This is a genomic window from Agaribacterium haliotis (assembly GCF_002312815.1).
GTDB classification, from domain to species: domain Bacteria; phylum Pseudomonadota; class Gammaproteobacteria; order Pseudomonadales; family Cellvibrionaceae; genus Agaribacterium; species Agaribacterium haliotis.
Map to the genome: position 1 here is coordinate 96232 of NZ_NKQJ01000005.1, position 25889 is coordinate 122120.

Genomic DNA, 25889 nt, shown 5'->3' on the forward strand with positions numbered 1-25889 from the left:
GGGCGACGAGGAAAGGCACTGCAACATAGGTGGCGTTTAAGGGGATTCCCCGCCAGAAGGCGGGGAACGGCAGGTCGGATAAACCTGCGATAAGAATTTGGTCGTTGGCGATATTTAATGCCGAGTGTTTTTGCGCTTGCTGCTTTCTTCTTTGAGTTTTCGCTCCATGGTTTCAAACGCGTCCCGTACTGCAACGTGCATGGATTCGTCATCATTGGAAACAAGCAGAGGATTTCCCTTTACGTCAATCTCGATAGAGGCTCGGAAAATCTTGCCTTTATGCTTATGTTTGTGCGGACTGTCGAGTACGACCCGGCTATGGATAATGGCATCCGAGAATCGGTGCAGCTTTTCCATGCGTTTATTGATTGTGTCATTCAGCGCGGGGGATGATTCGAGGTCTCGATAGACAACTTCCGCATTTGATTTCATAGGCTGACCTCCGTCGTGCCGTAGTTTCTGGGGGAAATATTGCTGGGGCCCACGTCTTTACTATGGCGCTTGTAAAAAAAAATTCAAGAGGTTTTTGAGAGAATTAAAGACTTTTTTCTTTGCCAAAAAAGTCGCGACATAATGTACTAAATTTTTTTAATTTATGTCAAAAATCGCCGTCAATCGCTGGTTTTAAGGCTTCTCTGAAAAGAGTTTCGCGCGTACAGTGGTGCGATATTGTCGCGGTGTAAGCCCGACGATTTGCTTAAAGAGTTTGTTAAAATGGCTGGCGTCCGAGTAGCCGACGCTGTGCATGACTTCGGTTGTACTCAGATTGCTATTTTTTAGCAGTTCGCGAGCGCTGTCCAAGCGCAGCTTTTGCAAATATTGCAGCGGACTTTGTTCAAAACTTTGGCGAAAGCGCCTGTCAAAACTGCGCCGGCTCATGCCGAGCTCGCAGGCAAGTTCATCGAAATTTAGGCCCGGGCTCAGGTTATTGGCGATGGCCCGCTGAGCATCGAGCATAAGCTCATCGGTCAGCAGGGCTTTGGAGTTATCTTGCAGGGCCAGCTGTTGATAATTTTTGCGGATATCGTGAAAAAAGTGTCGTTGTACCTGGGTTGAAATTTCGCGGCCGTAATTAAGTTCAATAAAATGGACCACCAGATCGGCGAGTGTGTTCACACTGCCGGTGCAATACAGGCGGCCACTTTGGGTGATGAAATATTTTCGCTGCAGCAGCACCTCGGGGTAACGCTTTTCAAACTGATCAAAATAGTGCCAGTGTGTGGTGGCAACTCGATTGTTTAATAAGCCCGCTTCAGCCATAAAGCAGCAACCCGTGCCCACCCCTGCAATGCGCGTGGTTTCACGTGAAAACATAAATGTCAACCAGTTTGTAAGTTTCTTGTGTTTGGCGACGATGGGGAAGGGGTTTCGCCACAGCGCGGGTAAGAAAACGATATTGGCTTGGTTAATGTCTTCTAAGTGCGCATTGCACGCGATATTCAGGCTTGTTCCTGCGTGGATATCACTTCGCTTTTCTGCACCGGAGGCAATACGAATATTTAATGCGCTCTGCATGGTTTTTTTACGCGAAGAGGCTCGATAGATATCGTCCGCTGCGCGCAGTAATTCGATCGGCAGTGACACCGACGTGGTTAACATATGCTCACAGGTGATGAATACGACGTCGAGTTGCTTGGGCATGGCTTAAGTGCGTGATTAGATTGGCTTGATCGCCACTGCTTGTGGCTGGTATGCCTATAAATCTAACACAGTAACTCAGTAGAATTGCGACTTGATTCAGTAATTACGGTTATTTATAGAGTTATGCGCAGCTATCTCCCTCTAATTGTTGGTTTTGGCGGTTATAACGCTGCAGGCAGGGCCTCCGGTCATCGAGCCTACGAGCGTATGATTTATGAAAGTCTGGGCCAGGCAGATCAGCGTGCGGTTGTCGACAGTCTGCGCAATTTGCGAGCCTTGAGTGCTGATGTCGCCGATGCTGAGGTATTGGCCGGCACGCTTGTGCGCAAACTTGAAGCCGATGTGCTCGACGCTGATCAGGCGCGCCTGGCGGTGAATGTTGAGCTGCAAAATACCGCGGCCAACAACAGTGCGCAGTTTGAGTTAAGTGCGCGCCAAATGCCGGCGAAGCTGCCTGAAAACTGGCACGTTGAGCCAATGGATGAAGGCGGCAAGCGCTTTCGTATAACGGTAGCCGAGCCGCTTAAAGTGCGGGTTCCAGTGACCGATTCTTTGCAAGTAAAAGCGGCTGGCCAGTTGCCAAGCGGTTTTAAGCCCGGCGATTATTACCGCTCCACCCATCACCCGCGCGGTCTGCAAATGTCAGTGCTTGGCGCCTCCGATGCTGTCAACAGTGTTGGCATTGACTGGCAGCGTATTCAAGATTCCGTCGACCCTGACGATGTCGCTGTCTACAGCAGCAGTGTTATGTGTCAGCTCGACGATACCGGTGTTGGCGGCATGATGAATGCGCGAGTGCTCGGGCAGCGCTCGAGCTCTAAGCAGCTCAGCCTTGGTTTTACCTCGATGCCTGCGGATTTCACCAATGCTTATGTTTTAGGCAGCCTCGGTGCAACAGGCGCGGTAACCGGTGCCTGTGCCACTTTTTTGTACAATTTGCGCTGGGCGGTTGAAGATTTGCGCCGGGGGCGCCGCAAAGTGGCCGTTGTGGGCTGTGCTGAAGCGCCAATTTTGCCTGAAGTCATCGACGGTTTTGCCGCCATGAGCGCGCTCGCAACCGATGATGACTTGCGCAAACTGGACGGCGTAGCTGTTCCCGATTATCGCCGCGCCAGCCGGCCGTTTGGCGCGAACTGCGGTTTTACCATCGCCGAGTCTTCTCAGTACGTTGTGCTAATGGCCGATGACCTGGCCATTGAGCTCGGCGCACAGATCTACGGCGCGGTGCCGGGGGTTTATGTCAACGCCGACGGCTTTAAGAAGTCTATTTCAGCGCCGGGAGCTGGCAATTACCTGACGATGGCAAAAGCGGTTGGTGTTGCAAAAACCTTGCTCGGAGACGAGTTAGTCCGCAACAGCAGTTTTGTGCAAGCGCACGGTTCCAGCACACCTCAAAACCGGGTGACGGAGTCGCGCATCTTTGATGAGGTCGCCAAGGCGTTTGGCATGGAGCGCTGGCCGGTTGCCGCCGTTAAGGCCTATGTCGGTCACTCGCTGGGCCCGGCAAGTGGCGATCAGCTCGCCGCTACACTCGGCGTGTTTAATCGCGGCATCGTTCCCGGTATCAAAACCATTGATGCTGTTGCGGATGATGTGTTTGCCAGCCGCCTTAGTATCACAAGTACAGACCAGCAGCTCGGTCAAGATGCTTGTCAAATCGCGTTCCTTAACAGCAAAGGTTTTGGCGGCAATAATGCGACGGCTACGGTTTTTGCACCCGACGCAATTAACGGTTATCTGAAGCACCACTACAGCAATGCCGAGCTTAAAGAATACGAGCACAAGCGTGAGCTGGTCGTCGCTGAGCGCGATCGCTATCTGGCCGGCGCCGATGCAGGCCAATTGCAGCCGCGCTATAACTTTGGCAATGACTTGATTGATGAGAACGGTATTTCATTGAATGATGAAGAGATTCGTTTTCCAGGTTTTGCCAAGGCGGTGAGCCTAAAAGATAGCGAAGGTTTAGAGGGCTTTTAGTATGAGTGGTGAATCCGACAGCCGTGACGAAACACCTATGTTGTCGGATGAGATCGGCGTGCGCTTGCGCTTTGTTCGCGAGCGCGCCGGGCTGAGTCAGCGGGAGCTGGCACGAAGGGGCGGGGTCACCAACGGTACGTTGTCAAATATCGAGCAGGGCAAGGTTAGCCCATCGATTGCGTCGCTTGAAAAAATTCTCGCTGCTGTACCTATGTCGATGCAGGAGTTTTTTTCCGAAGATCTTGAGCTCAGTCCCCCTGTTTTTAAAGAAGAGCAGCTGGTGCAGATTCACAAAGACGGCACGGACTATCGTATCTTGCCGTTTGCTGAGGGCAGTCGCAGTGGCAATTATCTCGCTCGTCAGAGTTACAGCCCCGGCGCAAAGGTCAGTTCTGAGTGGATGGTCTACAGCGGCACGGTTGCAGGTTTGCTTGTCGAAGGTGAGCTGGAATTGGTGCTCGAGGGCGTTGAATACCGGCTTGTCACCGGGGACGGCTTCTGCTTTTCGATCCAGCGCCCCCACAGCTTTAAGAACGTTTCTTCGGCCAACTGCGTTGTTGTCAGTGTGAGCCTTGCGGACTAACGATTCCCGCTTTAACGAGCTTGTTTACTTTTTGTCGCAGGCTATAGCTCTGTAATTTCTCTGTGCTCTCATCCATACTCTGATAATAAAACAAGCGTTGGCTGCAATGGCCGTGACGTGTTTGAGATGGAGACAAGGGGTGTCTATGTATAAAGGAAAGGCGTTTGAGCTAACAGAGCTTGAGCACGGTTTGCGCCATCTGGTGTTTGACCTCGACGGGCAGAGTGTTAATAAGTTCGGCGTGGCGGTCATGGCTGAGCTCGCCGAGGTGCTCGATGTGCTCGAAGCAGATAAGGCCGCGGCAGGCCTGCTGATAAGCAGCGCAAAAGACGCGTTTGTTGTCGGTGCTGACATCGGCGAGTTCGGCGGCGTGTTTGCACTTGGTCAGGGCGCAATCGTCAAACACTTAGAAAACAATAATCACAGCTTTAATCGGCTTGAAGATCTTGCTATGCCAACGGTGGTGGCGATCAACGGTTATGCGCTTGGTGGTGGCTGCGAATTTAGCTTGGCCTGTGACTATCGCATTGCGGCGCGCGGCGCAAAAATCGGTTTGCCTGAAACCAAGCTTGGCATTATTCCCGGCTGGGGCGGTACCGTGCGCTTACCGAGGTTGGCCGGTGTCGACGTGGCGGTGGAATGGATCGCCAGCGGCAAAGATCAGCCGGCAGACAAAGCGATGCGCGACGGTGTTGTTGATGCCGTGGTCGAAGAGGCTGAGCTTGTAGATTCGGCGCTGACGGTATTGAAGCGCCTTGCAAGGGGTGAGCTCGACTATCGGGCTCGTCGCGATCAGAAAAAAGCGCCGCTTAGGCATGTCGATATGGAAGCCATTTTGGCGTTTGAAAGCTCTAAGGCTTTTATCAAGGCTCAGGCTGGTAGAAATTACCCGGCACCGGTAGCGGCGATCCAGGTTATGCAAAACGCTGCAAAATTTGGCCGTGACGACGCCCTTAACTTTGAGCGTGATGAGTTTTGCAAACAGGCCCAGGGCGATGTAGCCAAGGCACTTGTCGGTTTGTTTCTTGAAGATCAGCAGATGGGCAAAAAGGCCAAGTCACTCGCCTCCGCCGAGGCAAAGCTTGCGTGCTCGGCAGTGTTGGGGGCCGGTATTATGGGCGGGGGTATTGCTTACCAAAGTGCCTACAAGGGCATTCCTATCCTGATGAAAGACATCGCCGCCGAAGGTTTAAAGCAGGGCATGGATGAAGCCGCTTCGCTATTGTCGTCGCGGGTTGAGCGCGGCCGTATGAGCAATCACGAATTGGCTGAGGTGCTCAATCGTATTAGCCCAAGTCTTAGTTACGATGGCTTTGGCGGCGTGGATATTGTCGTTGAGGCGGTCGTTGAAAATCTTGAACTTAAGCGTTCTGTGCTCGCTGAAGTCGAGCGTCATGTGAGTGCCGATACGGTGCTGTGCTCAAACACCTCGACGATTCCGATATCGCTGCTTGCTGAGGGGCTTGAGCGGCCGGAGAATTTTTGCGGTATGCATTTTTTTAACCCGGTACATCGCATGCCGCTGGTTGAGGTTATCCGCGGCAAGCGCAGTTCAGATGCAGCCGTTGCGCGCACTGTGGCCTATGCTCTGGCGATGGGCAAAAAGGTAGTTGTGGTTAACGACTGCACCGGTTTTTTGGTGAACCGCGTGCTGTTCCCATATTTTGCCGCGTTTTCGATGTTGCTTCGCGACGGTGCGGATTTTCAAAAGATCGATAAGTGTATGGAGCGCTGGGGCTGGCCGATGGGGCCTGCGTATTTAATGGATGTTGTCGGTCTCGATACCGGCGTGCACGCCGAGACGGTGATGGCCAAAGCCTACCCGCAGCGAATGACTCGTGATTTTACGGCCGCTCATGAGCTGCTTTATCGCGAAGGGCGCCTCGGTCAGAAAAATGGCGTCGGCTTTTACGCTTACGAAAAAGACAGTAAAGGCAAGTCAAAGAAGGTGCCGCTCGATGAGACCTATGAGCTTATTAAGGGGGGCTGTGTCGAGCCGGTCGATTTGGATGACGAGCTGATTGTGATGCGCATGATGTTGCCAATGGCTTGTGAAATGCTTCGCTGCCTCGAAGAAGGCATCGTTGCCACGGCGGGTGAGGCTGATATGGCATTAATTTACGGTTTGGGTTTTCCACCTTTTAGAGGGGGGCTGTTGCGCTGGCTGGACCAACTCGGAGGCGAGCCGTTTTTACAGCTGCTCGATAACCATAAGTCGCTGGGGGCCTTGTATCAGGTTAGCGAGCAAACCCGGCGGCGCCTGGAAGACGGTCAGAAGTTTTATGCACTAGGTGGGGAGGCTGAATAATGACTATTCGAGACAATGATGCGTTGATCGTCGATTTCGCCCGCACCCCGATGGGGCGATCAAAAAATGGAAGTTTTCGTTTCACCCGCGCCGAGGAGCTTAGTGCTTCGCTGGTCGACCAGCTCTTAAAACGCAATGAAGCGCTTGACCCTGCTGAGCTTGACGACGTGATCTGGGGTTGTGTGATGCAGCGTGGCGAACAGGGTTTTAATGTTGCGCGCAATATGTTGCTTCGCACGCAGAGCATTCCTCACAGTGTACCTGCGCAAACTGTAAACCGCCTATGTGGCTCGTCGATGGCGGCTATGCATACGGCCGCGGCCAGCATTATCGCCGGTCTCGGCCAGGCTTATCTGGTTGGTGGGGTTGAGCATATGGGGCATTTGCCAATGGACGAGGGCATTGACGTGAACCCGGCGCTCGGTTTGTCGGTGGCCAAGGCGGCCGGGTCGATGGGCATTACTGCTGAATATCTGGCTTTGTTGCACGGTATAAATCGCGAGCAGATGGATGAGTTTTCTCTGCGCTCCCATAAGTTGGCCGCAGCCGCGCGCGACACTGGGGGCTTCAGCCGGGAAATTATTTCAATAAACGCGCACGATAAAAACGGCTTGCCTTATCAAATGCAGCATGACGAAACCATTCGCGATGACACAACACTTGAAGCTTTGTCTCAGTTAAAGCCGGTGTTTAACCCCCGAGGTGGCACCGTTACGGCTGGAAGTTCATCGCAGATCACAGACGGGGCGTCGGCGATGCTGTTGTGTTCCGGTGCCTATGCCAAAGCGCGCGGTTTAACTGCGCTCGCTCGTATCAAGGCAATGAAGGTTGTTGGGGTGGACCCTTCAATTATGGGTTATGGGCCGGTGCCAGCTTGTCAGCAGTTGCTGCAAGATCAGGGTTTGAGTATGGCGGATATCGGGGCAGTGGAGCTAAATGAGGCGTTTGCTGCGCAAGCTTTGCCGGTGCTTAAGGATTTGGAGCTGCTCGATAGCATTGATGACAAAGTCAATTTGCGCGGTGGTGCGATTGCTCTTGGTCATGCTTTTGGCTGCTCTGGCGCGCGCATTAGTGGCACTTTGCTGAATATTATGCGCGATCAGCAACACGAGCTCGGCTTGGCGACGATGTGCATCGGCCTCGGTCAGGGCATCGCCACCTTGATTGAGCAGGTTTAGCGCTGCCGACGCAGCGCGAACGATTCATATATATCTTTTTGCAGTTTATGTTGAACCCGGTGAGGGCTTGTGGCAAAATGGCCCGCCTTCGCTGGTAGACCTATTGCTTGGCGTGGATAAAGCGATAAAAAACAAAGGTTTAGCAGCAATACCTCTAAACGGTATTAGATAAATGCGGTCGTGGCGGAATTGGTAGACGCGCTGGATTTAGGTTCCAGTGCCGCAAGGCGTGAGAGTTCAAGTCTCTCCGACCGCACCATTTATTTATTATTCTTTTTTTCAAACTCCCCGACTTTGAGTTAGCGCGAGGACTATCATGCAAGTTTCTGTTGAAACAACCACTGGATTGGAACGCCGTCTGACGGTTGGCATCCCGGCTGAAACCATTGACAGCGAAGTTCAAAAACGACTTCAGCAGGCGACCAAAACCGTGCGTATCAACGGCTTCCGCAAAGGTAAAGTGCCTTTGAAGGTTGTCAAACAGCGCTACGGCGAAGGTGTACGCCAAGAGGTTGTTGGTGATGCGATCAATAAATCGTTCTACGAAGCTGTTACTCAAGAGAAGTTGCGTCCTGCCGGCCAGCCAAATATTGAGCCTAACGCGCTGGAAGAAGGCAAGGACGTTGAGTTTGTCGCAACCTTTGAAGTGTATCCAGAAGTTGAGCTTGCCGACCTCAGTCAGGCTGAGTTCACTCGCCTCGATGCTGAGATTGAAGACGCCGACATCGATACCATGATTGAGACTCTGCGCAAGAGTCAGGGCGCATGGCAGGAGGTTGATGCCGCCGCTGAAGATGGCAACCGAGTGAAAATCTCTTACGTTGGAAAACGCGATGGTGAAGCCTTTGATGGCGGCACCGCGGAGGGTCAGTCTTTGATACTCGGCTCTAAGTCAATGATTCCCGGTTTTGAAGATGGTCTGCTCGGCGCCAAAGCGGGTGACGAAAAAACACTTGAGCTCAAGTTTCCTGAAGACTATCACGTCGATAGCCTCAAAGGCGCCGATGTTGTTTTTGATGTAAGTGTTAGCCTGGTTGAGGCTCAGATTTTGCCTGAGGTGAATGAAGAGTTTTTCGCAAAATTTGGCGTAAGTGATGGCGATGAGGCCAGCTTCCGCGAAGATGTGAAGGGCAATATGGAGCGCGAGAAAAAACGTGCTCTGCGCGCCAAGCTCAAAGAGCAGGTTATGGATGCACTGATCGAGGCGAATAAGGTTGAGTTGCCTAAAGCGCTTGTTCAAGGTGAAATTAATGCGCTGCGTGGTCAAACCATGCAGCAGTATGGCGCGATTGCCGACAAAATTGACGTGCAATCTTTGTTGCCAGATGAAATGTTTAAAGAGCAGGCGGAGCGTCGCACGGCGCTTGGCCTGATCATTTCCGAGTTTGTTAAGGCTGAAAAGCTTGAGGCTGACAAGGATAAAGTTCGTGAAATCATCGAAGAGACGGCATCAACCTACGAGAGCCCTGAGGAAGTTGTAAATTACTACTACTCAAACGAGCAGCTCCTGGCCAGTGTTGAGGCGGCAGCGCTTGAGGATCAAGTCGTGGATGCACTGCTTGAAAAGGCTCAAGTTAAAGATGAAAAAGTTAGTTACGAAGAGGCCATCAAGCCTGCTGAAAAGTAAGCNAACTTCTATTTGATGATAAAAAAGCCGGCTAAGCCGGCTTTTTTTGTTTTATATGGGCGCATTTGCTTGTTTTCTGTGCGCATTGTTTGCATTGCATACCGTCTTCGTCATTTTTATGTCGTAGGCCGTGAAACTTGGCTTGAAATAGGTAAAATGAACTTTGATGGGCTAATCTAAGTGTGTATTTTTGCCCGCATTTGTTTTCAGAACTCCGTCTTTTAAGGTGATATCGCTTCATGACAAATAATATCTGGACAGGTACAAACAGCTTGGAAGTCAACGATTCTTTGGTGCCGATCGTTGTTGAGCAAACTGCAAGAGGGGAGCGGTCTTACGACATATATTCTCGCCTGTTAAAAGAGCGCGTTATCTTTCTGGTGGGCCCCGTCGAAGATCATATGGCCAATTTGGTTGTGGCCCAGCTGCTATTTCTCGAAGCTGAAAACCCCGATAAAGATATACATCTTTATATCAATTCACCCGGTGGCAGTGTGACAGCGGGTATGTCTATTCACGACACCATGCAGTTTATCAAGCCCGATGTCAGTACCATGTGTATCGGCCAGGCCTGTTCGATGGGTGCTTTTTTACTAACGGCTGGCGCAAAGGGTAAACGCTACTGCTTGCCAAATGCACGCACCATGATTCACCAGCCAAGTGGCGGGGCTCAAGGGCAGGCGACTGACATACATATTCACGCTCAGGAAATACTCAAAATTCGCCAGCGTTTAAATGAGCTGATGGCTGAAAATACCGGTCGCAGTGTTGAAGAGGTGGCTGAGGCCACCGAGCGTGACAACTTTATGAGTGCACAAGAATCACTTGATTTTGGCCTCATTGATGAAGTATTAGATGCGCGAGCGGTTGCTAAATAACTGCATTAAAGGCGCAAGACTTGAAAACCTAAGTGCGTGCCCCAACGTGCTTAGCTGTAGTAAAAGATTGGAGAAGGTCAATGTCCGACCAAAAAGGCGGAAACGACGACAACGGCAAGCTGCTGTATTGCTCTTTCTGCGGGAAAAGCCAACACGAAGTTCGCAAGCTTATTGCGGGCCCCTCGGTATTTATCTGTGACGAATGTGTCGATTTGTGTAATGACATTATTCGCGAGGAAATTCAGGAGTCGAATACTGAGTCTGGTAGTGATGCGTTACCGACACCGCAAGAAATATCGGCCAAGCTTGACGAATATGTTATCGGTCAGGGAAAGGCCAAAAAAGTACTATCTGTGGCAGTGTATAACCACTATAAACGTCTGCGTCTTGGCGACAAAGGCAGCAAGGCTGAGATCGAGCTCGGTAAGAGTAATATCTTATTAGTGGGGCCTACCGGTAGTGGTAAGACGTTATTGGCGCAAACGCTTGCTCGCATGCTTAATGTTCCGTTTACAGTTGCCGATGCGACAACGCTGACCGAGGCGGGCTATGTTGGCGAAGATGTTGAAAACATCATTCAAAAACTTTTGCAAAAGTGCGATTACGACGTAGACAAGGCTCAGCAGGGCATCGTTTACATTGATGAGATAGACAAAATCAGCCGCAAATCTGACAACCCGTCTATTACCCGCGATGTCAGTGGTGAGGGTGTGCAGCAGGCCCTGCTCAAATTGATCGAAGGTACTGTCGCGTCTGTGCCGCCACAGGGCGGGCGCAAGCATCCTCAGCAAGAGTTTTTGCAGGTTGATACCTCGAATATTCTGTTTATTTGCGGCGGCGCATTTGCCGGCCTCGATAAGATTATTCGCGATCGCTCTGAGAAGGGCGGTATTGGTTTCAGCGCCGAAGTTAAGAGCAAAGACAACAGCAAAAATGTTGGTGAAACCCTGCGTGAGCTTGAGCCTGAAGACTTGATTCGTTTTGGTTTGATTCCGGAATTTGTTGGCCGTCTGCCAGTGATTGCAACCCTGGATGAGCTCGATGAAGCCGCGCTTGTACGCATACTTAAAGAGCCGAAAAACTCGCTTGTTAAGCAATATGGCAAGCTGTTTGAAATGGAGGGTGTCGAAGTTGATTTTCGCGACGAGGCACTTGCGGCTGTTGCGCAAAAATCAATGGAGCGAAAAACCGGTGCTCGTGGTCTACGCTCCATTATGGAAAACGTTTTGCTCGACACGATGTACGATCTTCCGTCCCAGGACAACGTCGCCAAGGTAGTTGTTGACGAAGCGGTAATTAAAGGTGAGTCGTCGCCACTGTTGGTGTATGAAAGTGTCGATACCCCCAAAGCCTTGCCAGAAGAATAATAGCGGCGCCTCGGCGCCGTTTTCGTTTGGCTGCCTGCAGCCAGACCATTGAAGCAAATTAAGAGTTTGTTATGACCGATACTAGCCTCAGTCAAGATACCACTTTACCGTTGTTGCCGCTGCGCGATGTTGTTGTATATCCGCACATGGTTATCCCGCTTTTTGTCGGCAGGGAGAAATCGATTCAAGCGCTTGAGCAGGCAATGCTCGAAGATAAACAAGTTATTTTGGTTGCGCAAAAAAACGCCTCGGTGGATGAGCCCGGCGCCGATGATCTGTTTCCTTTCGGCACTGTGGCTTCGGTGTTGCAGTTGTTAAAACTTCCCGACGGTACAATTAAAGTATTGGTTGAGGGCAAGGCGCGCGCGCGCATCAATGAAATTCGCGATGAAGAAAGTTATTTTGTCGCCGACTTTGAAGCCTTTGAAAGTACCAGCGCCGACGATCGAGAAGCCGATGCGCTGATGCGCTCGCTGATGACCTGTTTCGAAAACTACGTAAACACCAGTAAAAAAGTGCCGGCCGAAGTGCTCAGCTCCATCACCGGCATCGATGAGCCTGGCCGGCTTGCTGATACGGTTGCCGCACAAATGTCGCTGGAACTGAAACAAAAACAAAGTTTGCTCGAGCTTATCGATGATCACGAGCGCCTAGAGCATTTAATCGCTTTGCTCGAAGCCGAGGCGGACCTGCACCGTGTTGAAAAGAAAATTCGCGGTCGCGTGAAAAAGCAGATGGAGCGAAGTCAGCGCGAGTACTATCTGAACGAGCAAATGAAGGCCATTCAGAAAGAGCTAGGTGAAATTGGGGTCGAGGCGAACGAGCTCGATGAGCTGGCTAATAAAATTAGTGCAGCCGGCATGCCTAAAGAGGCAGAAGAAAAAGCCAATGCCGAGCTCAACAAACTAAAAATGATGTCGCCCATGTCGGCCGAAGCTTCGGTTGTGCGCGCGTACATAGATTGGATGGTCACCATTCCATGGAAAAAGCGCAGTCGTGTGATGCACGACCTTAGTCGCGCCGAGCGCATACTCGAGAAAGACCACTACGGTCTCGACGAGGTCAAAGAGCGCATCATGGAATATCTTGCGGTGCAAAAGCGTGTTAAAAAAGTAAAAGGCCCAATCTTGTGCCTTGTTGGCCCTCCGGGTGTGGGCAAAACATCTCTGGGCGAGTCCATCGCCCGCGCAACCAACAGGCAGTTTGTGCGCATGGCACTTGGCGGCGTTCGAGATGAGGCGGAAATTCGCGGTCATCGGCGAACCTACATAGGTTCAATGCCGGGCAAATTAGTACAGAAAATGTGCAAAGTTGGCGTTAAGAACCCACTGTTTTTGCTTGATGAAATTGACAAGATGGGCATGGATCACCGCGGTGATCCGGCCAGTGCATTGCTTGAAGTCTTAGATCCTGAGCAAAACAGCTCGTTTAACGATCACTATCTTGAGGTTGATTACGACCTAAGCGACGTCATGTTTGTGTGTACCTCAAACTCTATGAATATTCCTGGGCCGTTGTTGGATCGCATGGAAGTTATTCGTATTCCCGGTTACACCGAAGATGAAAAAGTAAATATCGCCAGTCGTTACCTGGTGCCGAAGCAAATTAAAAATAATGGTTTGCGGGCAGACGAGATTAAGGTCGGTGATGATGTTATTCGAGATGTTATTCGTTATTACACTAAAGAGGCCGGTGTACGTGGCCTTGATCGGGAAGTTGCCAAGCTGGCCCGAAAAGTCGTTACCAAAAATGTAATGAATAAAGCCAGCGCGACGATCGAGGTGCAAGCGTCAGCTCTTGAAGATTATCTCGGTGTACGCAAATTTGATTTTGGCCGTGCCGAAGAAGAAAATCAGGTGGGGCAGGTAACGGGTTTGGCATGGACGCAAGTCGGTGGTGAGTTGCTAACGATCGAGGCATCTGCTGTGACAGGTAAAGGGCGCCTTGTGAAAACCGGTTCGCTCGGCGATGTTATGCAAGAAAGCATACAGGCGGCGATGACGGTGGTTCGTTCACGAGCACAAGTGCTTGGGATTAAGCCAAATTTTCATGAAAACAAAGATCTTCATATTCACGTGCCCGAAGGCGCGACACCTAAAGATGGCCCGTCCGCAGGTATTGCGATGTGCACCGCTTTGGTTTCGGTATTTACCAATATTCCGGTGCGCGCAGATGTGGCCATGACCGGTGAAATTACACTGCGCGGTGAGGTTCTTAAAATTGGCGGTTTAAAAGAAAAGTTGCTGGCAGCACATCGCGGTGGCATTAAGACGGTGTTGATACCTGCTGACAATGAGCGCGACCTAAGAGAGATACCGGATAACATAAAAGAGGATCTCGATATAAAAGCTGTGACGTGGATAGACGACGTGCTTGAAGTTGCGCTGCAATATATGCCCAAGCCATTTAGCGACGAAGAGTACGAGCAGCTCGAGCAGCAAGCAAAAGAGCTGGGCGCTGATCAAAGAATAAGCACCCACTAGTGACGCAGGCTTGGATTTCGCGCTCAGGCCTTAAAAAGCCTGGGCTAGGGCGAATTCTCGCTTGACCGGTACTGGGCTGCTTGGTATAAATCGTCCTTCGTTTCGCACGCATATTAAGGTCTTGGGGCGGGAACGCTTTGCCGAACATCAGGGTAGCAAACATGACCTGGGAAGCTCGCTCAGGGGCGAGCAGCTTTTTTTCAGTTCTTAAAGATAATAAGAGGGGTTCATTGTGAACAAATCAGAATTAATCGAAGCCATTGCAGCATCTGCTGACATTTCTAAAGCCGCAGCCGGTCGCGCTCTTGACGCTGTGACAGACTCAATCACTAACGCGCTTAAAGAAGATGATCAAGTTGCTCTGGTTGGTTTCGGTACTTTCCTAGTTAAAGAGCGTGCAGCTCGCACTGGTCGCAATCCACAAACTGGTGCGCCAATCGAAATTGCTGCGGCTAAAATTCCTAGCTTTAAGCCAGGTAAAGCCCTGAAAGACGCTGTTAACTAAGCGTTTTTGGCGATATCGTGCCAGTGAACGAGTATCGCTGATTTCAGAATAAATATTGGGTCATTTCGGCTCAACACGACAAAGGCGCATTAGATGCGCCTTTGTCATTTAATCACTATGAGGTTCCCATGTTAGAAAGTGTACGCCAGAACCTAAAAGGCACACTTGCGGTTGTTGTCATTTTAGTCTTTGTTGTCCCTATGGTGCTGACCGGTGTTGGCCAGGGCTATCTTGGTTCGGTTGCCGGCAATGATGCGGCCAGTGTAAATGGTCAGGCGATTAGCAACATCGATTTGCAGCGAGCGATTCGTATGCAGCGCGATCGCATGATGCGACAAGGTAATATTGATGCATCATCACCGCTGTTGAGTGAAGAGCGCCTGCGCGATCCTGTGCTAAATAACTTGACAACCCGCATGGCCCTGGTGACCAACGCCGAGAAAAGCGGCATGGCAATTTCAGATCGGGTTTATTCTTCATCGATCACTCAGGCACCAGAATTTCAGATCGACGGCGCTTTCAGTCAATCAGTTTTTCGCAATATGTTGGCACAAGCTGGCTTTACCCCATCGTCTTACCGTGAGGAAGTCTCAGCGGATATGTTGATTAATCAGCAGGCAGCGGGGCTTGCTGCGTCTTCATTTGCAACAGAGCTCGAACTTTTACAGTTGGTCAAATTGACCCACCAAAAGCGCTCATTTGTTGCGGTTGAAATTCCGGCATCTAAGCTAGAGCAAAGCATTGAGCCAAGTGAGCAGGCCTTGCTTGATTATTACGAGCAGAATAAAGAGAGCTTTCGCGTTGCCGAGAAGGTTCAGGTGGAATACCTGGAATTAAGCGTTGATGCCATTGCGGCCACCATCGACGTTGCTGAAGAAGACATCCGCCAGCAATACGACGCGGAAGTCGCAAATTTCAGCGGCAAGGATAGTTATGAGTTAGCGCACATTCTTATCGAGGACGGCGATGCCGCGACGGTGCAGGAAGTGCAGAGCAAACTCGATGCCGGCGAAGAATTTGCCGCGCTGGCGGAGCAGTACTCCGATGACATCGCGACAAACATGGATGGCGGTGCGCTTGGCGTGTTGTCGCCGGGAATGTTCCCCGAGGCATTTGAGCAGGCTGCTTATCAGTTAGAGCAGGGGCAGGTCAGTGGCGCCGTTGAAACCGAGGCGGGCGTTCATTTTATAAAGGCTCTGGTTGTTAGCAAGCAAGAAGTGCCAAGCTTTGATGCCCGCAAAATGGCCATCAGTGCCGAGATCGCCAAAGTTCAGGCTGCGGAAGATTATGCGCTTCAAGCTGAAAGCTTGAGTGAGCTAACGTTTTCATCTGACGATTTAAGCGCGGCCTCGGCTGAGCTTGCGTTACCAGTGCAGCTCACCAGCTATTTTGATCGAAATAGTGGTTCGGGTATTGCAGAGTTGGCCGAGGTGCGCAACGAAGCTTTTGATCCAGAGGTCTTAACTAATGGCCACAACAGTAAACTGTTAGAGCTCGGCCCTGAGCGCTCCGTTGTTTTACGCATTAAAGAACACAAGCCTAGTTATATTAAAACGCTTGATGAGGTAAAAGCGCTTGTTGCCGCTCGAGTAAGTGAACAGCTTCAATCCGAACAGCTTGCGGCTTTGGCTGCCGAATTACAGGCTTCTATTGAGGCCGGTGCGGATGCACAGCAGCTAAGCGAAGAAAAAGGCTATGTTTATAACAGCTACGCTGCAGTCAAGCGTGATCAAGCCGATGTGAACCGCGAGGTGATCGCCACTGCTTTTACAAGCGCTGTGCCTGAATCTGGGCAAGTAACTTATGTGCAACACAAGCTGGCCAATGGCGATATGTTATTGCTTGCTTTAAGCTCGGTAGAAGACGGCAGTGAAGCCGACATGCTCGAAGGTGAGAGAGATGCGTTTTTTGCTCAGCTTGGTCGAGCTTACGCTAATCAAGATGGCGGTGCATTTGAAGCAGAAGTGGTTGCACTGGCTGATATTAAACTGAACTAAGCTCAAGCGCGCAGCTATGCGCTTGTTGTTTTGACCCAAAAGGCCGGCTTAATGCCGGCCTTTTTTATGTCTGTTACTTAGTGGGAATAACTCGGGTCAGATTTTTTACTTGTGAGAGCTGATTTAAAAATCAGTTTCATATCTGCAAGTGTTGTCATCGCTATTTAAATAACTTGCGTAATGTTGAAGCTTGTCATTGCCGGTATTTATCAAAACGATTTTTTGGTCTGGCGGGGGAGCTAGCGCGAGCCCGGGCAAGATTTTTTCGAGGCGGTTAATGATGGCTTTGCTTGAATCGATTACGGTTGCTCCGTGTTTGTTTGCGATCGATGTAATTTCACTTTTTAAGATAGGAAAGTGAGTGCAGGCGAGAACAAGATGATCTGGCGCGGGCTCTTCTTTACATATTTCCTCGATGCGTTTGCCAAGGCGGTTTTGGCAAAACTGGCCGCGCTGAATATAGTCTTCAGCCATATCGACAAGTTCCGGGCACGCATGCATTTTAATATGTTGGCCCTTGGCAAAATCATGAATAAGTTGTTGCACGTAGTCGCGCTGAACGGTCGCCTCGGTGGCCAGTATGGCGATGCTCTTGTTTTTGCTTGCCGCCGCGGCTGGTTTGATCGCTGGGACAACGCCAATAAAAGGTGTGTGCCAGCGCTCTCTTAGGTGAGGAAGTAAAAGCGTGCTGGCAGTGTTACAAGCGATGATAACGGCATCGGGTTGATAGTGGTTGTGCAGCTTTTGCATTAACTGCGTCGCGCGATGAATTAAGCGCTCGTCGCTTTGAGAGCCATAGGGAAACAGTGCTTTGTCGGCCAAATAAATTAACGTGCAATTGTGTTTGCGCTGTTTTAACTCTTTGGCGATCGACAAGCCTCCTGCGCCGGAGTCGTAGATTGCAATACGTAAAGGCTTGCTCATGTGGCTCAACTATCGCTATATGTTTCTCAGTTGCGTTTTTTTAATATTGCGCCGCACTCGCGGTGCTCGGTATAAGGGAACTGATCAAACAGCGCCATGCGTTCGACGACATGGCTGGCGTCAAGTTTGCCGAGGTTTGCACGCAGGGTCACCGGGTTGCAGCTAATGTAAATAATATTATTAAAGCGGCTCATAAACGCGAGGGTGTCATCGTCAATACCGGCTCGCGGAGGGTCGACAAAAATCGTAGAGAAGTTGTAGCTGTTGAGATCAATCTCTTTGAGCCTGCGAAATTCGCGCACCCCGGTGAGCGCCTCAGTAGCTTCTTCGGCAGACAAGCGGGCAAGTTGAATGTTATTGCGCTGATTTTCAGCGATATTGTGAAGGGCTGAGCGCGTTGATATTTTGGCAAGTTCGGTGGCGAGTACCTTGTCAAAATTTGTAGAAAGTGGAATGGTAAAATTGGCATTGCCGCAGTAGAGCTCGAGCAGATCACCGCCAACGCTGCTGCTGTGTTTAACCGCCCAATTTAACATGTGCTGGTTAACGCCGGCGTTGGGCTGGGTGAAGCCCGTTTCAACTTGCTGGTAGACAAAGGTGCCGCAATCCAGGTTGAGTGTTTCGCTTATCCAGTCTTGGCTGACAACGACTTTTTGTTTGCGCGATCGGCCGATTACCCGAAGATTAAATGTGCTTTCTAGTTCTCTGGCTAAGTTGAGCCAGTCGTCGCCAAGTGCTCGGTGGTAGATAAGGCTGACGAGCAACTCACCTTTGAGGCTGCTTAAAAATTCAATTTGGAATAGGCGCTTGTTTAATTCTGCATGCTGATTGATGTGGCTGAGTAGGGGCTGCATCGTTTTGTAAATGGTTTCAGATGCGATATCAAAGTCATTGATAATGATCGGCTGCTTATTTTGCCCCGGTTCAAACATAACGTAGTGGGCGCCGCTGTCATTGTGCCAAATACGAAATTCAGCGCGCATGCGATAGTGTTTGCAGTCAGAACGGTAAGCGTCAAACTCGGCGCTGTAGAAATCCGCGAATTCCTGGCGGCAGGCGTCAAGCTTGGTTGCAAATTGCTGTTCGTATAAATCGGGGGCGGCTTTGCCGGGAGGGAGGTTGCGCATTAACGGAGCTCAGATAAAACAAAGGCGCGATTATAGCAATCGCGCCTTTAGTTAGCATTAGCCAAGCTTGCTAAGCAATATTAGTCATCGCCACTAAATGCGCCGAGGATGTGCAGCAAGCTGGTGAACAAGTTGTAAATGTCCAGGTAAAGAGCGGTGGTGGCCATAATGTAGTTGGTTTCGCCGCCGTTCACGATACGACTGGTGTCGTACAAAATAAAGCCGGCCATCAGCAGCGCAACCATAACGCTGATCGCTAAAAATACGCCGGAAATCGCCACACCAAAAAGGCTTGCGATAAACGCGCCGAGCGAGGCGACAATGGCAACAATCAGGCCGGCCATTAAAAAGCCACCCATAAAGCTGAAATCTTTACCGGTCGTTAATACATAACCGGAGAGGCCAAAAAAGACAATCGCGGTTAGGCCCAGAGACTGCATAATCAGCGCAGAGCCGTTGGAGTAGGCTGCAAGGTAATGGCCCAAGACCGGCCCAAGGCCTGCGCCCAGGCAGGTGGTGAAGGCAAAAACTACGGCAATGCCAGCGCTGGAGCGTGCGGTTCTTGGCAGTACAAACCAGATAAGGCCGAGCGCAATCAGGGAGAAGACCATGCCCATGCCGTGACCCACGCCAGCGGCTAAAGATACGCCGGCCGCGATGGCACTGGTCGCCAGCGTAAGCGCGAGTAGGGTGTAAGTGTTACGAAGTACTTTAGTAACCTCAACAGGGCGGGTGCTCGATTGAGAGTAACCAGTGACGTCTTGCATGGATAATTCCTCTAAGTTAGTCCTAGGTCAATGATACTCACTTAGCGGGCCTTTTCAATCGCTCTAGACCACGATCTTCGTGAGGTTAATATGCTTTATCGGCATTAGTGCGCATGAAAATGATAGCTAAAGGTTATTTGTTGTTGCAGCTTATTCGTATCCTGATATAACTAGGCGTGATATGATCGGTGGAATTGATGCGTAATTTACAAACAAATAAAAATAGTAGAACGGTTTTTGTCGATGCCTCATAGCTCCGTTGTGGCTAGTTCCGTCGTGGCGGACAGCGAAAACCTTACGGATGAGGGCCTTGTAAGCAAGGCGAGAAATGATTTTGTAAGCGTATCACAGCTCAGTGCCATTCGAGTTGTGCTTCTGTATATCGGTGTTATTGCCGCTGTCCTTTACCAAAGTGTCGCTACAGCCCAGCTCGTGCTTTGGGTGTTTATCTGCGCCGTTAGTTATTTATTGCGCCTATTTGTCTTCAGTGTTTATCGCAAGGAGCCAGGTTCTGTCCAGGCTCTGCGCCGCTGGCAGAACTTGACCACCACGTTGGCTGCACTCTCGGGGCTTTGCTGGAGCAGCGCTCTGTTTTTGGTTTTTCCGGCAGACTCACCGAGCCATCAGCTTTTGTTGATCTTTTCGCTGGTCGTCATCGCCGGCGCCACCGTTGTCACCCTAAGCGCCTATCGCTGGGCGGGTATCAGTTTTAGTTTTACTGCACTGCTGCCGGCAATTGCCAAGTTAAGCTTGTCTGACTCAGAGCTTCATCACCAGCTTGCCCTGTTACTGGCTTTGTTATTTGTGGTGCTGCTTGTTGCCGCGCATTATTTATGGACCTTTAGCGATCGAATTATCAGTTTAAACGGTAAGAGTCAGCTGACAATTCGCCAGCTGCGCCAGGAAAATCGCGACTTGGCAAAATTAAATGCCGACCTCAACGATCATAAACGGGCTTTGCGGCGAGATAACGACAGTTTGCAAAAGCTTGCGGCCAGTGATGCTCTGACGGGCTTAAACAACCGGCGTGCCTGTGAAAATGAAGCGCAGATTAAATGGCAGCGCTGTCGCGACAGCGGTGAAGCTATGTCGTTGATGCTGATTGATTTAGATTTTTTTCGTCAATACAACGAGGTTTATGGCAGTCAGGCCGGTGATAAAGCACTTGTGGCGGTATCTTCCGTGATTGCTGAGCTCGGCGCCGCTTATACGCAGCGCTTTTGTTGTTCGCGTTACAGCGGTGATCAATTTGTTGTGGTAATGCCCTATACCGACGCACTGCGATCTCGCGAGCTTGCCGGTGAGCTGCGCGACAGCATTCGCGCGCTAAGAATTCCGGCGACGGAGCTGTTGCAGGTTTCGCCTTGGTTAAGCGCAAGTATCGGCGTAGCAACAGCGACGCCAGAGGGTGATATTCGCGAACTTACAGCATTGTTTGCTCGTGCAGAAAAAGCATTAAAGTCGGCCAAACGCGACGGGCGCAATAGCGCTCGCCACGTCTGTGAGCTCTACTGAGCCCAGCTCGTTTAGGTATGTAGAGAGCTAAAACTTCGGGATTGCATTAATCAAACTCTGGGTATAACGGTGCTGCGGCTGTTTAAATACACTGTCGCAGTCTCCCTGTTCCACTATCTGGCCTTTATCCATCACAATAACCCGATCGCACAGGCTGTGCACCACACTTAAATCGTGGGAAATAAATAGCATGGTCAGGCCTTTGCGCTCAGAGAGCTCGGCGAGCAAGCGCAGAATTTGAGCCTGAATGGTGACGTCGAGCGCCGACACAGGTTCGTCTGCAATCAGTAATTCCGGTTCACAGGCGAGGGCGCGGGCAATAGCGATACGCTGGCGCTGACCGCCAGAAAATTCGTGCGGGTAGCGCCATATCACTTCTTTGCTCAGGCCAACTTCAACCATTAGTCCCTCTACTTTTTCTTGCAGCTGAGGCTTTTCAACGATCTTGTGCAGCAGCAGCGGTTCTGCAAGGCAGTCGAAGATGGTCATTCTGGGGTTGAGTGAGGCGTAAGGGTCTTGAAATACAAGCTGCACTTTTTTGCGCTGAGCCAGTGTGTCAAAGCGGAGCTCTCGGCCGTTGTAGTTAATCGAGCCGCTGCTCGCATCCAGAAGGCCGGTGATGATATTGCTCAGGGTTGATTTACCGGAGCCAGACTCGCCAACCAGGCCGAGGATTTCTCCGCGGTAAACGTTAAAGCAAATATTTTTGAGTACTTCCTGTTCGACTTTGCGCTTGCGCCAGAAGGGGCCTTCCGTGCGCTGATAAGACTTATACAGCGCTGCAACATCAAGCAATACGTCGCTGTTGTTGTGCTCGTTACTTTTAAGCGCTTTATCGGGGTCGGGAATGGCCTGCAACAGTTTTTTTGTGTAGTCGTGTTTGGGCTGGCTAAAAATCTCTTGCGCTGGACCGGTCTCAATGACGACGCCTTTTTCCATCACGATAACTTTGTCGGCGACATCTTTAACGACGGCCAGGTCGTGGCTGATAAAAATAATCGCCAGATTGCGCTGCTGCTGCACTTGTTTTAGCAGTTCAAGGATTTGCGCCTGAATGGTCACATCCAGTGCTGTGGTTGGTTCATCGGCGATAAGAATTTCGGGCTCGGTTGCCAGTGCCATGGCAATCATTACTCGCTGGCGCATGCCACCTGAGAACTCGTGCGGGAAATCGCGAAAGCGCGCCTCGGGGTTTTTTATTCCAACTTCTTCAAGGGCTGCAATTGCGCGCACTTTGGCTTGGTTTTTATCGATATCTTGGTGTAGGCAAATTGCCTCACGTATTTGCTCACCGATACGCATAAACGGGTTTAGCGAAGTCATCGGATCTTGAAAGATCATCGATATGCGTCCGCCGCGTATTTTTCGCAGCTCTTTGTTATTTAGTTGCAGCAGTTTTTTGCCGTTAAAGTCGACCGATTTGGCCTGGATTTCCCCTGGCGGGCAGGGCACCAAGCCGAGCATTGAATAGCAACTGACACTTTTTCCCGAGCCGCTTTCGCCGACAATACCAAGTGTTTCGCCAGCATCAATGGTGAAGCTTAGGTCTTCAACGGCGGTGCTGCTGCCGTTACGTGTGTGAAATTTTACTGAAAGGGATTCGACGTCGAGCATAATTAATCTTTGGATGCCTTGGGGTCCAGTGCGTCGCGCAGACCGTCACCGAGAAAATTAAGTGAAAAAAGCGTGAGCGAAAGAATTAGGCCGGGAAAGATCAGCAGCCACGGGTACTCTTCCATGGTTTCAACGCCGTAACTAATTAGCGAGCCCCACGAACTTTGCGGCGGTTGTATGCCGAGCCCTAAAAAGCTTAAAAAGGATTCGAGCAAAATAACGCTGGGTATCGTCAGGGTTGTGTAGACGATAATTGGGCCGAGCGCGTTTGGAATCAGGTAGCGGCTAATAATACGCCACGGCGGCAGGCCGATTGCGCGCGCAGCGGTAACGTATTCTTGGGACTTGATGCTCAGCACCTGGCCGCGAATGATGCGCGCCATGGTTAACCATTCAACCGCGCCGATGGCCAAAAATAACAGCAGCATACTGCGGCCAAACACGACGGTTAGCAAAATAATAAAAATCGAAAAGGGCAGCGCGTAGAGTACGTCAACTATGCGCATCATAATTGAGTCGACACGGCCGCCAGCAAAGCCCGCAATGGTGCCCCAGAGCACACCAATCAATAGTGCAACGCTGGTGGCGATCACGCCTACCATCAGAGAGATTCGACTGCCGTACATAATACGGGTGAGCTGGTCGCGACCGAGCACATCCGTACCCAGCCAGTGCTCGGCAGACGGTGGCGTCGCGCCTAAGTAGAGATCCTGAGTTTCGTAGGAATAGGGCGCTATCCACGGCGTTAGAATGCTGATAATCGTCAGCACTAATAAAAACGCCGCGCCGGCCATTGCTAGTTTGTTTTTCTTAAGCCTGCGCAGGGCATCTGAAAACAATGAGTTGCCTTGAATCTTTATATCGGTGCTCACTGGTTGAACACCTCGCTGCGAAGTTTAGGGTTGAGCCAAACCAAAAGTATGTCCGTGATTAAATTAAACAAAATAATTAAAAATGCGAAAAAGATGGTGGTACCGAGGATCATCGTATAGTCGCGGTTGAATGCGGCTTGCAGAAAAAAGCGCCCGATACCTGGAATTTGATAAATAGTTTCAACCACAAAGGAGCCGGATAGAAGGCCAGCCGCCGCGGGGCCTAAAAACGCGATAACCGGGGTAAGGCCGCCGCGCAGGCCGTGTTTAATTACCACCTGCCATTCGGGCAAACCTTTGGCTCGTGCGGTGCGAATATAGTCCTGATTCAGTACTTCGAGCATGCCGCCGCGAGAAAGCCGGGCCAGATATGCCGCGTATGCTGCACCCAAAGTAAGTGCCGGCAGAATTTTATCGCCAGGACTGTAGCCCCAGCCCGAAACAGGCAGCCAGCCTAAATAAATACCAAATATTAGAACCAGTAGCGGGCCAAGCACAAAGCTCGGTACACAAATACCGATCATTGCTGTGCTCATTGCGCTGTAGTCCCGCCAGCTATTAGGTCTTAAGGCGGCAAAAACCCCAGCGCTACAGCCTAATATCATCGCAAAAATAAGTGCGTAAAGGCCGAGCTCAATCGTTACCGGGGCGCCGGTGCTGATTATTTCAGTGACACTTCGGTTGGGGTATTTAAACGACGGGCCAAAATCCCCCTGTAACAAGTTGCCAACGTATGAAAAAAACTGCTCGTGCACGGGCAGGTCGAGGTTGTAGCGTTTGTTTAGGTTTTCCAAAACCTGTGGCGGCACACTTCGCTCTTCATCGAATGGCCCGCCCGGGGCAATTCGCACAAGAATAAAAGTGATAAGCACCACAAGAAAGAGCACTGGTATGGCGGCCAGTACTCGTTTAACTATGTAGCTCAGCATTAGGGGGTCGCTTCCAGATAAACGTTATTGTAGGGGTGGTAGTGCATAACGTTGCCGTGCCAGCCGTGTACGGCCGGCGACACCAGGTTGACGTCGGAATAGTTGTACACTGGCAAAACCGGCATTTCATCGGCAAGGATCTTATTGGCCTGTTCAAACAGCTTAAAACGCTGCTGGCTATCCGTGGTTTTCTTCAGTTCGGCAATGATGCTGTCGTAAATGTCGCTTTTCCAGCCGGTGTGATTTTGGCCTGAATCGGAAGCGAGGATTTCAATAAAGTTGCTGGCGTCGAGATAATCGGCAATCCAGCCGGCGCGACCGATATCGTGTTCGAGGTTTTTGCGGCTATTTAAATAAACTTTCCACTCCTGATTGAGAAGCTGAACTTGCACGCCGAGATTGGTGTTTAGCATTTGCTGAATGGCCAGCGCCACTTTGCGGTGGTTGTCATTGGTGTTGTACAGCAATTCGACCGGTGGGAAACCTTTGCCATCCGGGTAGCCCGCTTCAGCCATCAGGGCGCGCGCCTGTTTAATATCGTAGTTGTAGTATTGCTTCGGTTGATAGCCACCGGGGTCGGTTGGGATAAATGACCACGCTGCCGTTTCGCCGCCTTTGGTAACGCGCTCGACAATTAATTTGCGGTCGATGGCCATGGCAAAGGCCTTGCGCACGCGCACGTCATTAAACGGCGCTTTGGTTAAATTAAACTCGTAATAATACGATGCGTAAACCGGGTCAATGCGCAGGGCTTCAGGCTGGTTCTCGCGGTACCAGGCGATTTTTTCGATGGCCAGTTGCGGCGTGTAGGTAACGTGAACTTTGCCGCTGCGAAAGGCGCGCTCTTCGGCTTGTTTATCGGTAATGGGGTAAAAGTGTACGGCGTTCAGTTTTACGTTGTCGGCGTTCCAGTAGTGCGGGTTTTTTTCGGTGACGATGACATCGTTGATGGCCCACTTTTTAAGGCTGAAAGGCCCGTTGCCAACCCAGTTTTCCGGCAGGGTCCATTTGCTAATAGCCTGGTCGATGTCGCCGTGCTTAAGAATGGTTGCGGGGTGCACCGCAAAAAAACTGTAGTGATCAAGCAGCTGTAAAAAGAAATTACAGGGCTCGTTTAAGGTAATGACCAAGGTTTTATCATCCACCGCCTTGATGCCAACCTCGTCAAAGTTGTTATTTTTTTGTTTGTGGAAAGCTTCGGCACCTTTGACATAGTATTTTAAGTAGGCCCACTCACTGCCGAACTTAGGTAATAGAGAGCGTTTCCAAGACCAGACGTAGTCGCTGGCTTTGATCGCATCGCCATTTGACCAGCGCGCGTTATCGCGTATGCGAAACGTGTAGATTCGGCCGTCATCACTGATTTCCCAGCTTTCGGCAACCGCCGGCTCGATGCTTAAATCTTTTGAGTTTTTACTAACCAAGCCTTCATAAAGCGCGAGATGAATGCTGTGCTCGGGGGATCCTGTCGACAGCTGAGGGTCGAGCTCGCGCGGCTCGTCACCGTTGGCGATTAAAAGGGTCTGGGTGTTGATGCCTTGCTCTGCCGGAGTGAGTTTGTCACTGCTGCAAGCACTTAACATAAGCATAAGGAGTG

Annotated in this window: 20 protein-coding genes and 1 tRNA gene; 12 read left to right on the forward strand and 9 right to left on the reverse strand. The window is 50.7% G+C overall.

The genetic code is table 11. From position 1 onward, the window contains the following. Positions 1–114: 114 nt before the first annotated feature. Positions 115–432 carry a ribosome hibernation-promoting factor, HPF/YfiA family gene (gene hpf, locus CFK45_RS07565; RefSeq protein WP_096085835.1) on the reverse strand — a complete coding sequence of 106 codons (318 nt, stop codon included), beginning with the start codon at positions 430–432 and terminating at the stop codon, positions 115–117. A gap of 192 nt (positions 433–624) precedes the next feature. Further along, a complete protein-coding gene (locus tag CFK45_RS07570) occupies positions 625–1641 on the reverse strand; it encodes a GlxA family transcriptional regulator (RefSeq protein ID WP_096085836.1) in 1017 nt (338 codons plus the stop codon). Between the two features lie 123 nt (positions 1642–1764). On the opposite strand from CFK45_RS07570, the gene CFK45_RS07575 reads away from it, so the two are divergent. The 11 genes from CFK45_RS07575 to CFK45_RS07625 all read left to right on the forward strand — a co-directional run bounded on the left by CFK45_RS07575 (position 1765) and on the right by CFK45_RS07625 (position 16544). Then, the gene (locus tag CFK45_RS07575; protein ID WP_096085837.1) at positions 1765–3618 is read left to right on the forward strand and encodes a beta-ketoacyl synthase; all 1854 of its coding nucleotides are present in this window, start codon (positions 1765–1767) and stop codon (positions 3616–3618) included. 1 nt (position 3619) lies between these two features. Continuing rightward, a complete protein-coding gene (locus CFK45_RS07580; RefSeq protein WP_096085838.1) occupies positions 3620–4201 on the forward strand; it encodes a helix-turn-helix domain-containing protein in 582 nt (193 codons plus the stop codon). A 145-nt stretch (positions 4202–4346) separates the two neighbouring features. Then, positions 4347–6509, forward strand: coding sequence for a fatty acid oxidation complex subunit alpha FadB (fadB, locus tag CFK45_RS07585; protein ID WP_096085839.1), 2163 nt, complete (start codon positions 4347–4349; stop codon positions 6507–6509). Further along, a complete protein-coding gene (gene fadA / locus CFK45_RS07590) occupies positions 6509–7687 on the forward strand; it encodes an acetyl-CoA C-acyltransferase FadA (protein ID WP_096085840.1) in 1179 nt (392 codons plus the stop codon). The genes fadB and fadA overlap by 1 nt, the downstream gene beginning before the upstream one ends. A 174-nt stretch (positions 7688–7861) precedes the next feature. Beyond that, positions 7862–7946 (forward strand) — tRNA-Leu (locus CFK45_RS07595). A 57-nt stretch (positions 7947–8003) separates the two neighbouring features. Then, positions 8004–9314 carry a trigger factor gene (gene tig / locus CFK45_RS07600; protein WP_096085841.1) on the forward strand — a complete coding sequence of 437 codons (1311 nt, stop codon included), beginning with the start codon at positions 8004–8006 and terminating at the stop codon, positions 9312–9314. A 239-nt stretch (positions 9315–9553) separates the two neighbouring features. Continuing rightward, positions 9554–10192: an ATP-dependent Clp endopeptidase proteolytic subunit ClpP gene (clpP, locus tag CFK45_RS07605; RefSeq protein WP_096085842.1), complete on the forward strand. Its 639-nt coding sequence runs from the start codon at positions 9554–9556 to the stop codon at positions 10190–10192. Between the two features lie 80 nt (positions 10193–10272). Then, positions 10273–11559, forward strand: coding sequence for an ATP-dependent Clp protease ATP-binding subunit ClpX (clpX, locus tag CFK45_RS07610; protein WP_096085843.1), 1287 nt, complete (start codon positions 10273–10275; stop codon positions 11557–11559). Positions 11560–11630: 71 nt separating this feature from the next. Continuing rightward, positions 11631–14042 carry an endopeptidase La gene (gene lon, locus CFK45_RS07615; protein ID WP_096085844.1) on the forward strand — a complete coding sequence of 804 codons (2412 nt, stop codon included), beginning with the start codon at positions 11631–11633 and terminating at the stop codon, positions 14040–14042. Positions 14043–14274: 232 nt separating this feature from the next. Further along, positions 14275–14547 (forward strand): HU family DNA-binding protein, encoded by a 273-nt coding sequence (locus tag CFK45_RS07620; RefSeq protein WP_096085845.1) that lies wholly within the window; start codon positions 14275–14277, stop codon positions 14545–14547. Positions 14548–14675: 128 nt separating this feature from the next. Then, positions 14676–16544, forward strand: coding sequence for a SurA N-terminal domain-containing protein (locus tag CFK45_RS07625; protein ID WP_096085846.1), 1869 nt, complete (start codon positions 14676–14678; stop codon positions 16542–16544). A 123-nt stretch (positions 16545–16667) separates the two neighbouring features. Here the strand turns inward: CFK45_RS07625 and murI are convergent, their stop codons facing one another. The 3 genes from murI to CFK45_RS07640 all read right to left on the reverse strand — a co-directional run bounded on the left by murI (position 16668) and on the right by CFK45_RS07640 (position 19362). Continuing rightward, positions 16668–17468, reverse strand: coding sequence for a glutamate racemase (gene murI / locus CFK45_RS07630; RefSeq protein ID WP_096085847.1), 801 nt, complete (start codon positions 17466–17468; stop codon positions 16668–16670). A 26-nt stretch (positions 17469–17494) separates the two neighbouring features. Then, a complete protein-coding gene (gene trmA, locus CFK45_RS07635) occupies positions 17495–18595 on the reverse strand; it encodes a tRNA (uridine(54)-C5)-methyltransferase TrmA (protein WP_096085848.1) in 1101 nt (366 codons plus the stop codon). Between the two features lie 80 nt (positions 18596–18675). Next, positions 18676–19362 carry a Bax inhibitor-1/YccA family protein gene (locus tag CFK45_RS07640; RefSeq protein WP_096085849.1) on the reverse strand — a complete coding sequence of 229 codons (687 nt, stop codon included), beginning with the start codon at positions 19360–19362 and terminating at the stop codon, positions 18676–18678. A 261-nt stretch (positions 19363–19623) separates the two neighbouring features. Here CFK45_RS07640 and CFK45_RS07645 point away from each other — a divergent pair, with 261 nt between their 5' ends. Beyond that, positions 19624–20877: a GGDEF domain-containing protein gene (locus CFK45_RS07645; RefSeq protein ID WP_158224633.1), complete on the forward strand. Its 1254-nt coding sequence runs from the start codon at positions 19624–19626 to the stop codon at positions 20875–20877. A 27-nt stretch (positions 20878–20904) separates the two neighbouring features. Here CFK45_RS07645 and CFK45_RS07650 read toward each other — a convergent pair whose 3' ends face one another. From CFK45_RS07650 to CFK45_RS07665, 4 genes are read right to left on the reverse strand one after another with little or no spacing between them, the layout of a single operon-like run. Further along, entirely contained in the window at positions 20905–22491 is a 1587-nt protein-coding gene (locus CFK45_RS07650) for an ABC transporter ATP-binding protein (RefSeq protein WP_096085851.1), read from the reverse strand. Between the two features lie 2 nt (positions 22492–22493). Next, positions 22494–23363, reverse strand: a complete 870-nt coding sequence (locus CFK45_RS07655; RefSeq protein WP_096085852.1) for an ABC transporter permease — start codon at positions 23361–23363, stop codon at positions 22494–22496. Beyond that, a complete protein-coding gene (locus CFK45_RS07660) occupies positions 23360–24292 on the reverse strand; it encodes an ABC transporter permease (protein WP_096085853.1) in 933 nt (310 codons plus the stop codon). The genes CFK45_RS07655 and CFK45_RS07660 overlap by 4 nt, the downstream gene beginning before the upstream one ends. Then, the gene (locus CFK45_RS07665; protein WP_239923607.1) at positions 24292–25881 is read right to left on the reverse strand and encodes a peptide ABC transporter substrate-binding protein; all 1590 of its coding nucleotides are present in this window, start codon (positions 25879–25881) and stop codon (positions 24292–24294) included. The genes CFK45_RS07660 and CFK45_RS07665 overlap by 1 nt, the downstream gene beginning before the upstream one ends. Positions 25882–25889 lie beyond the last annotated feature (8 nt).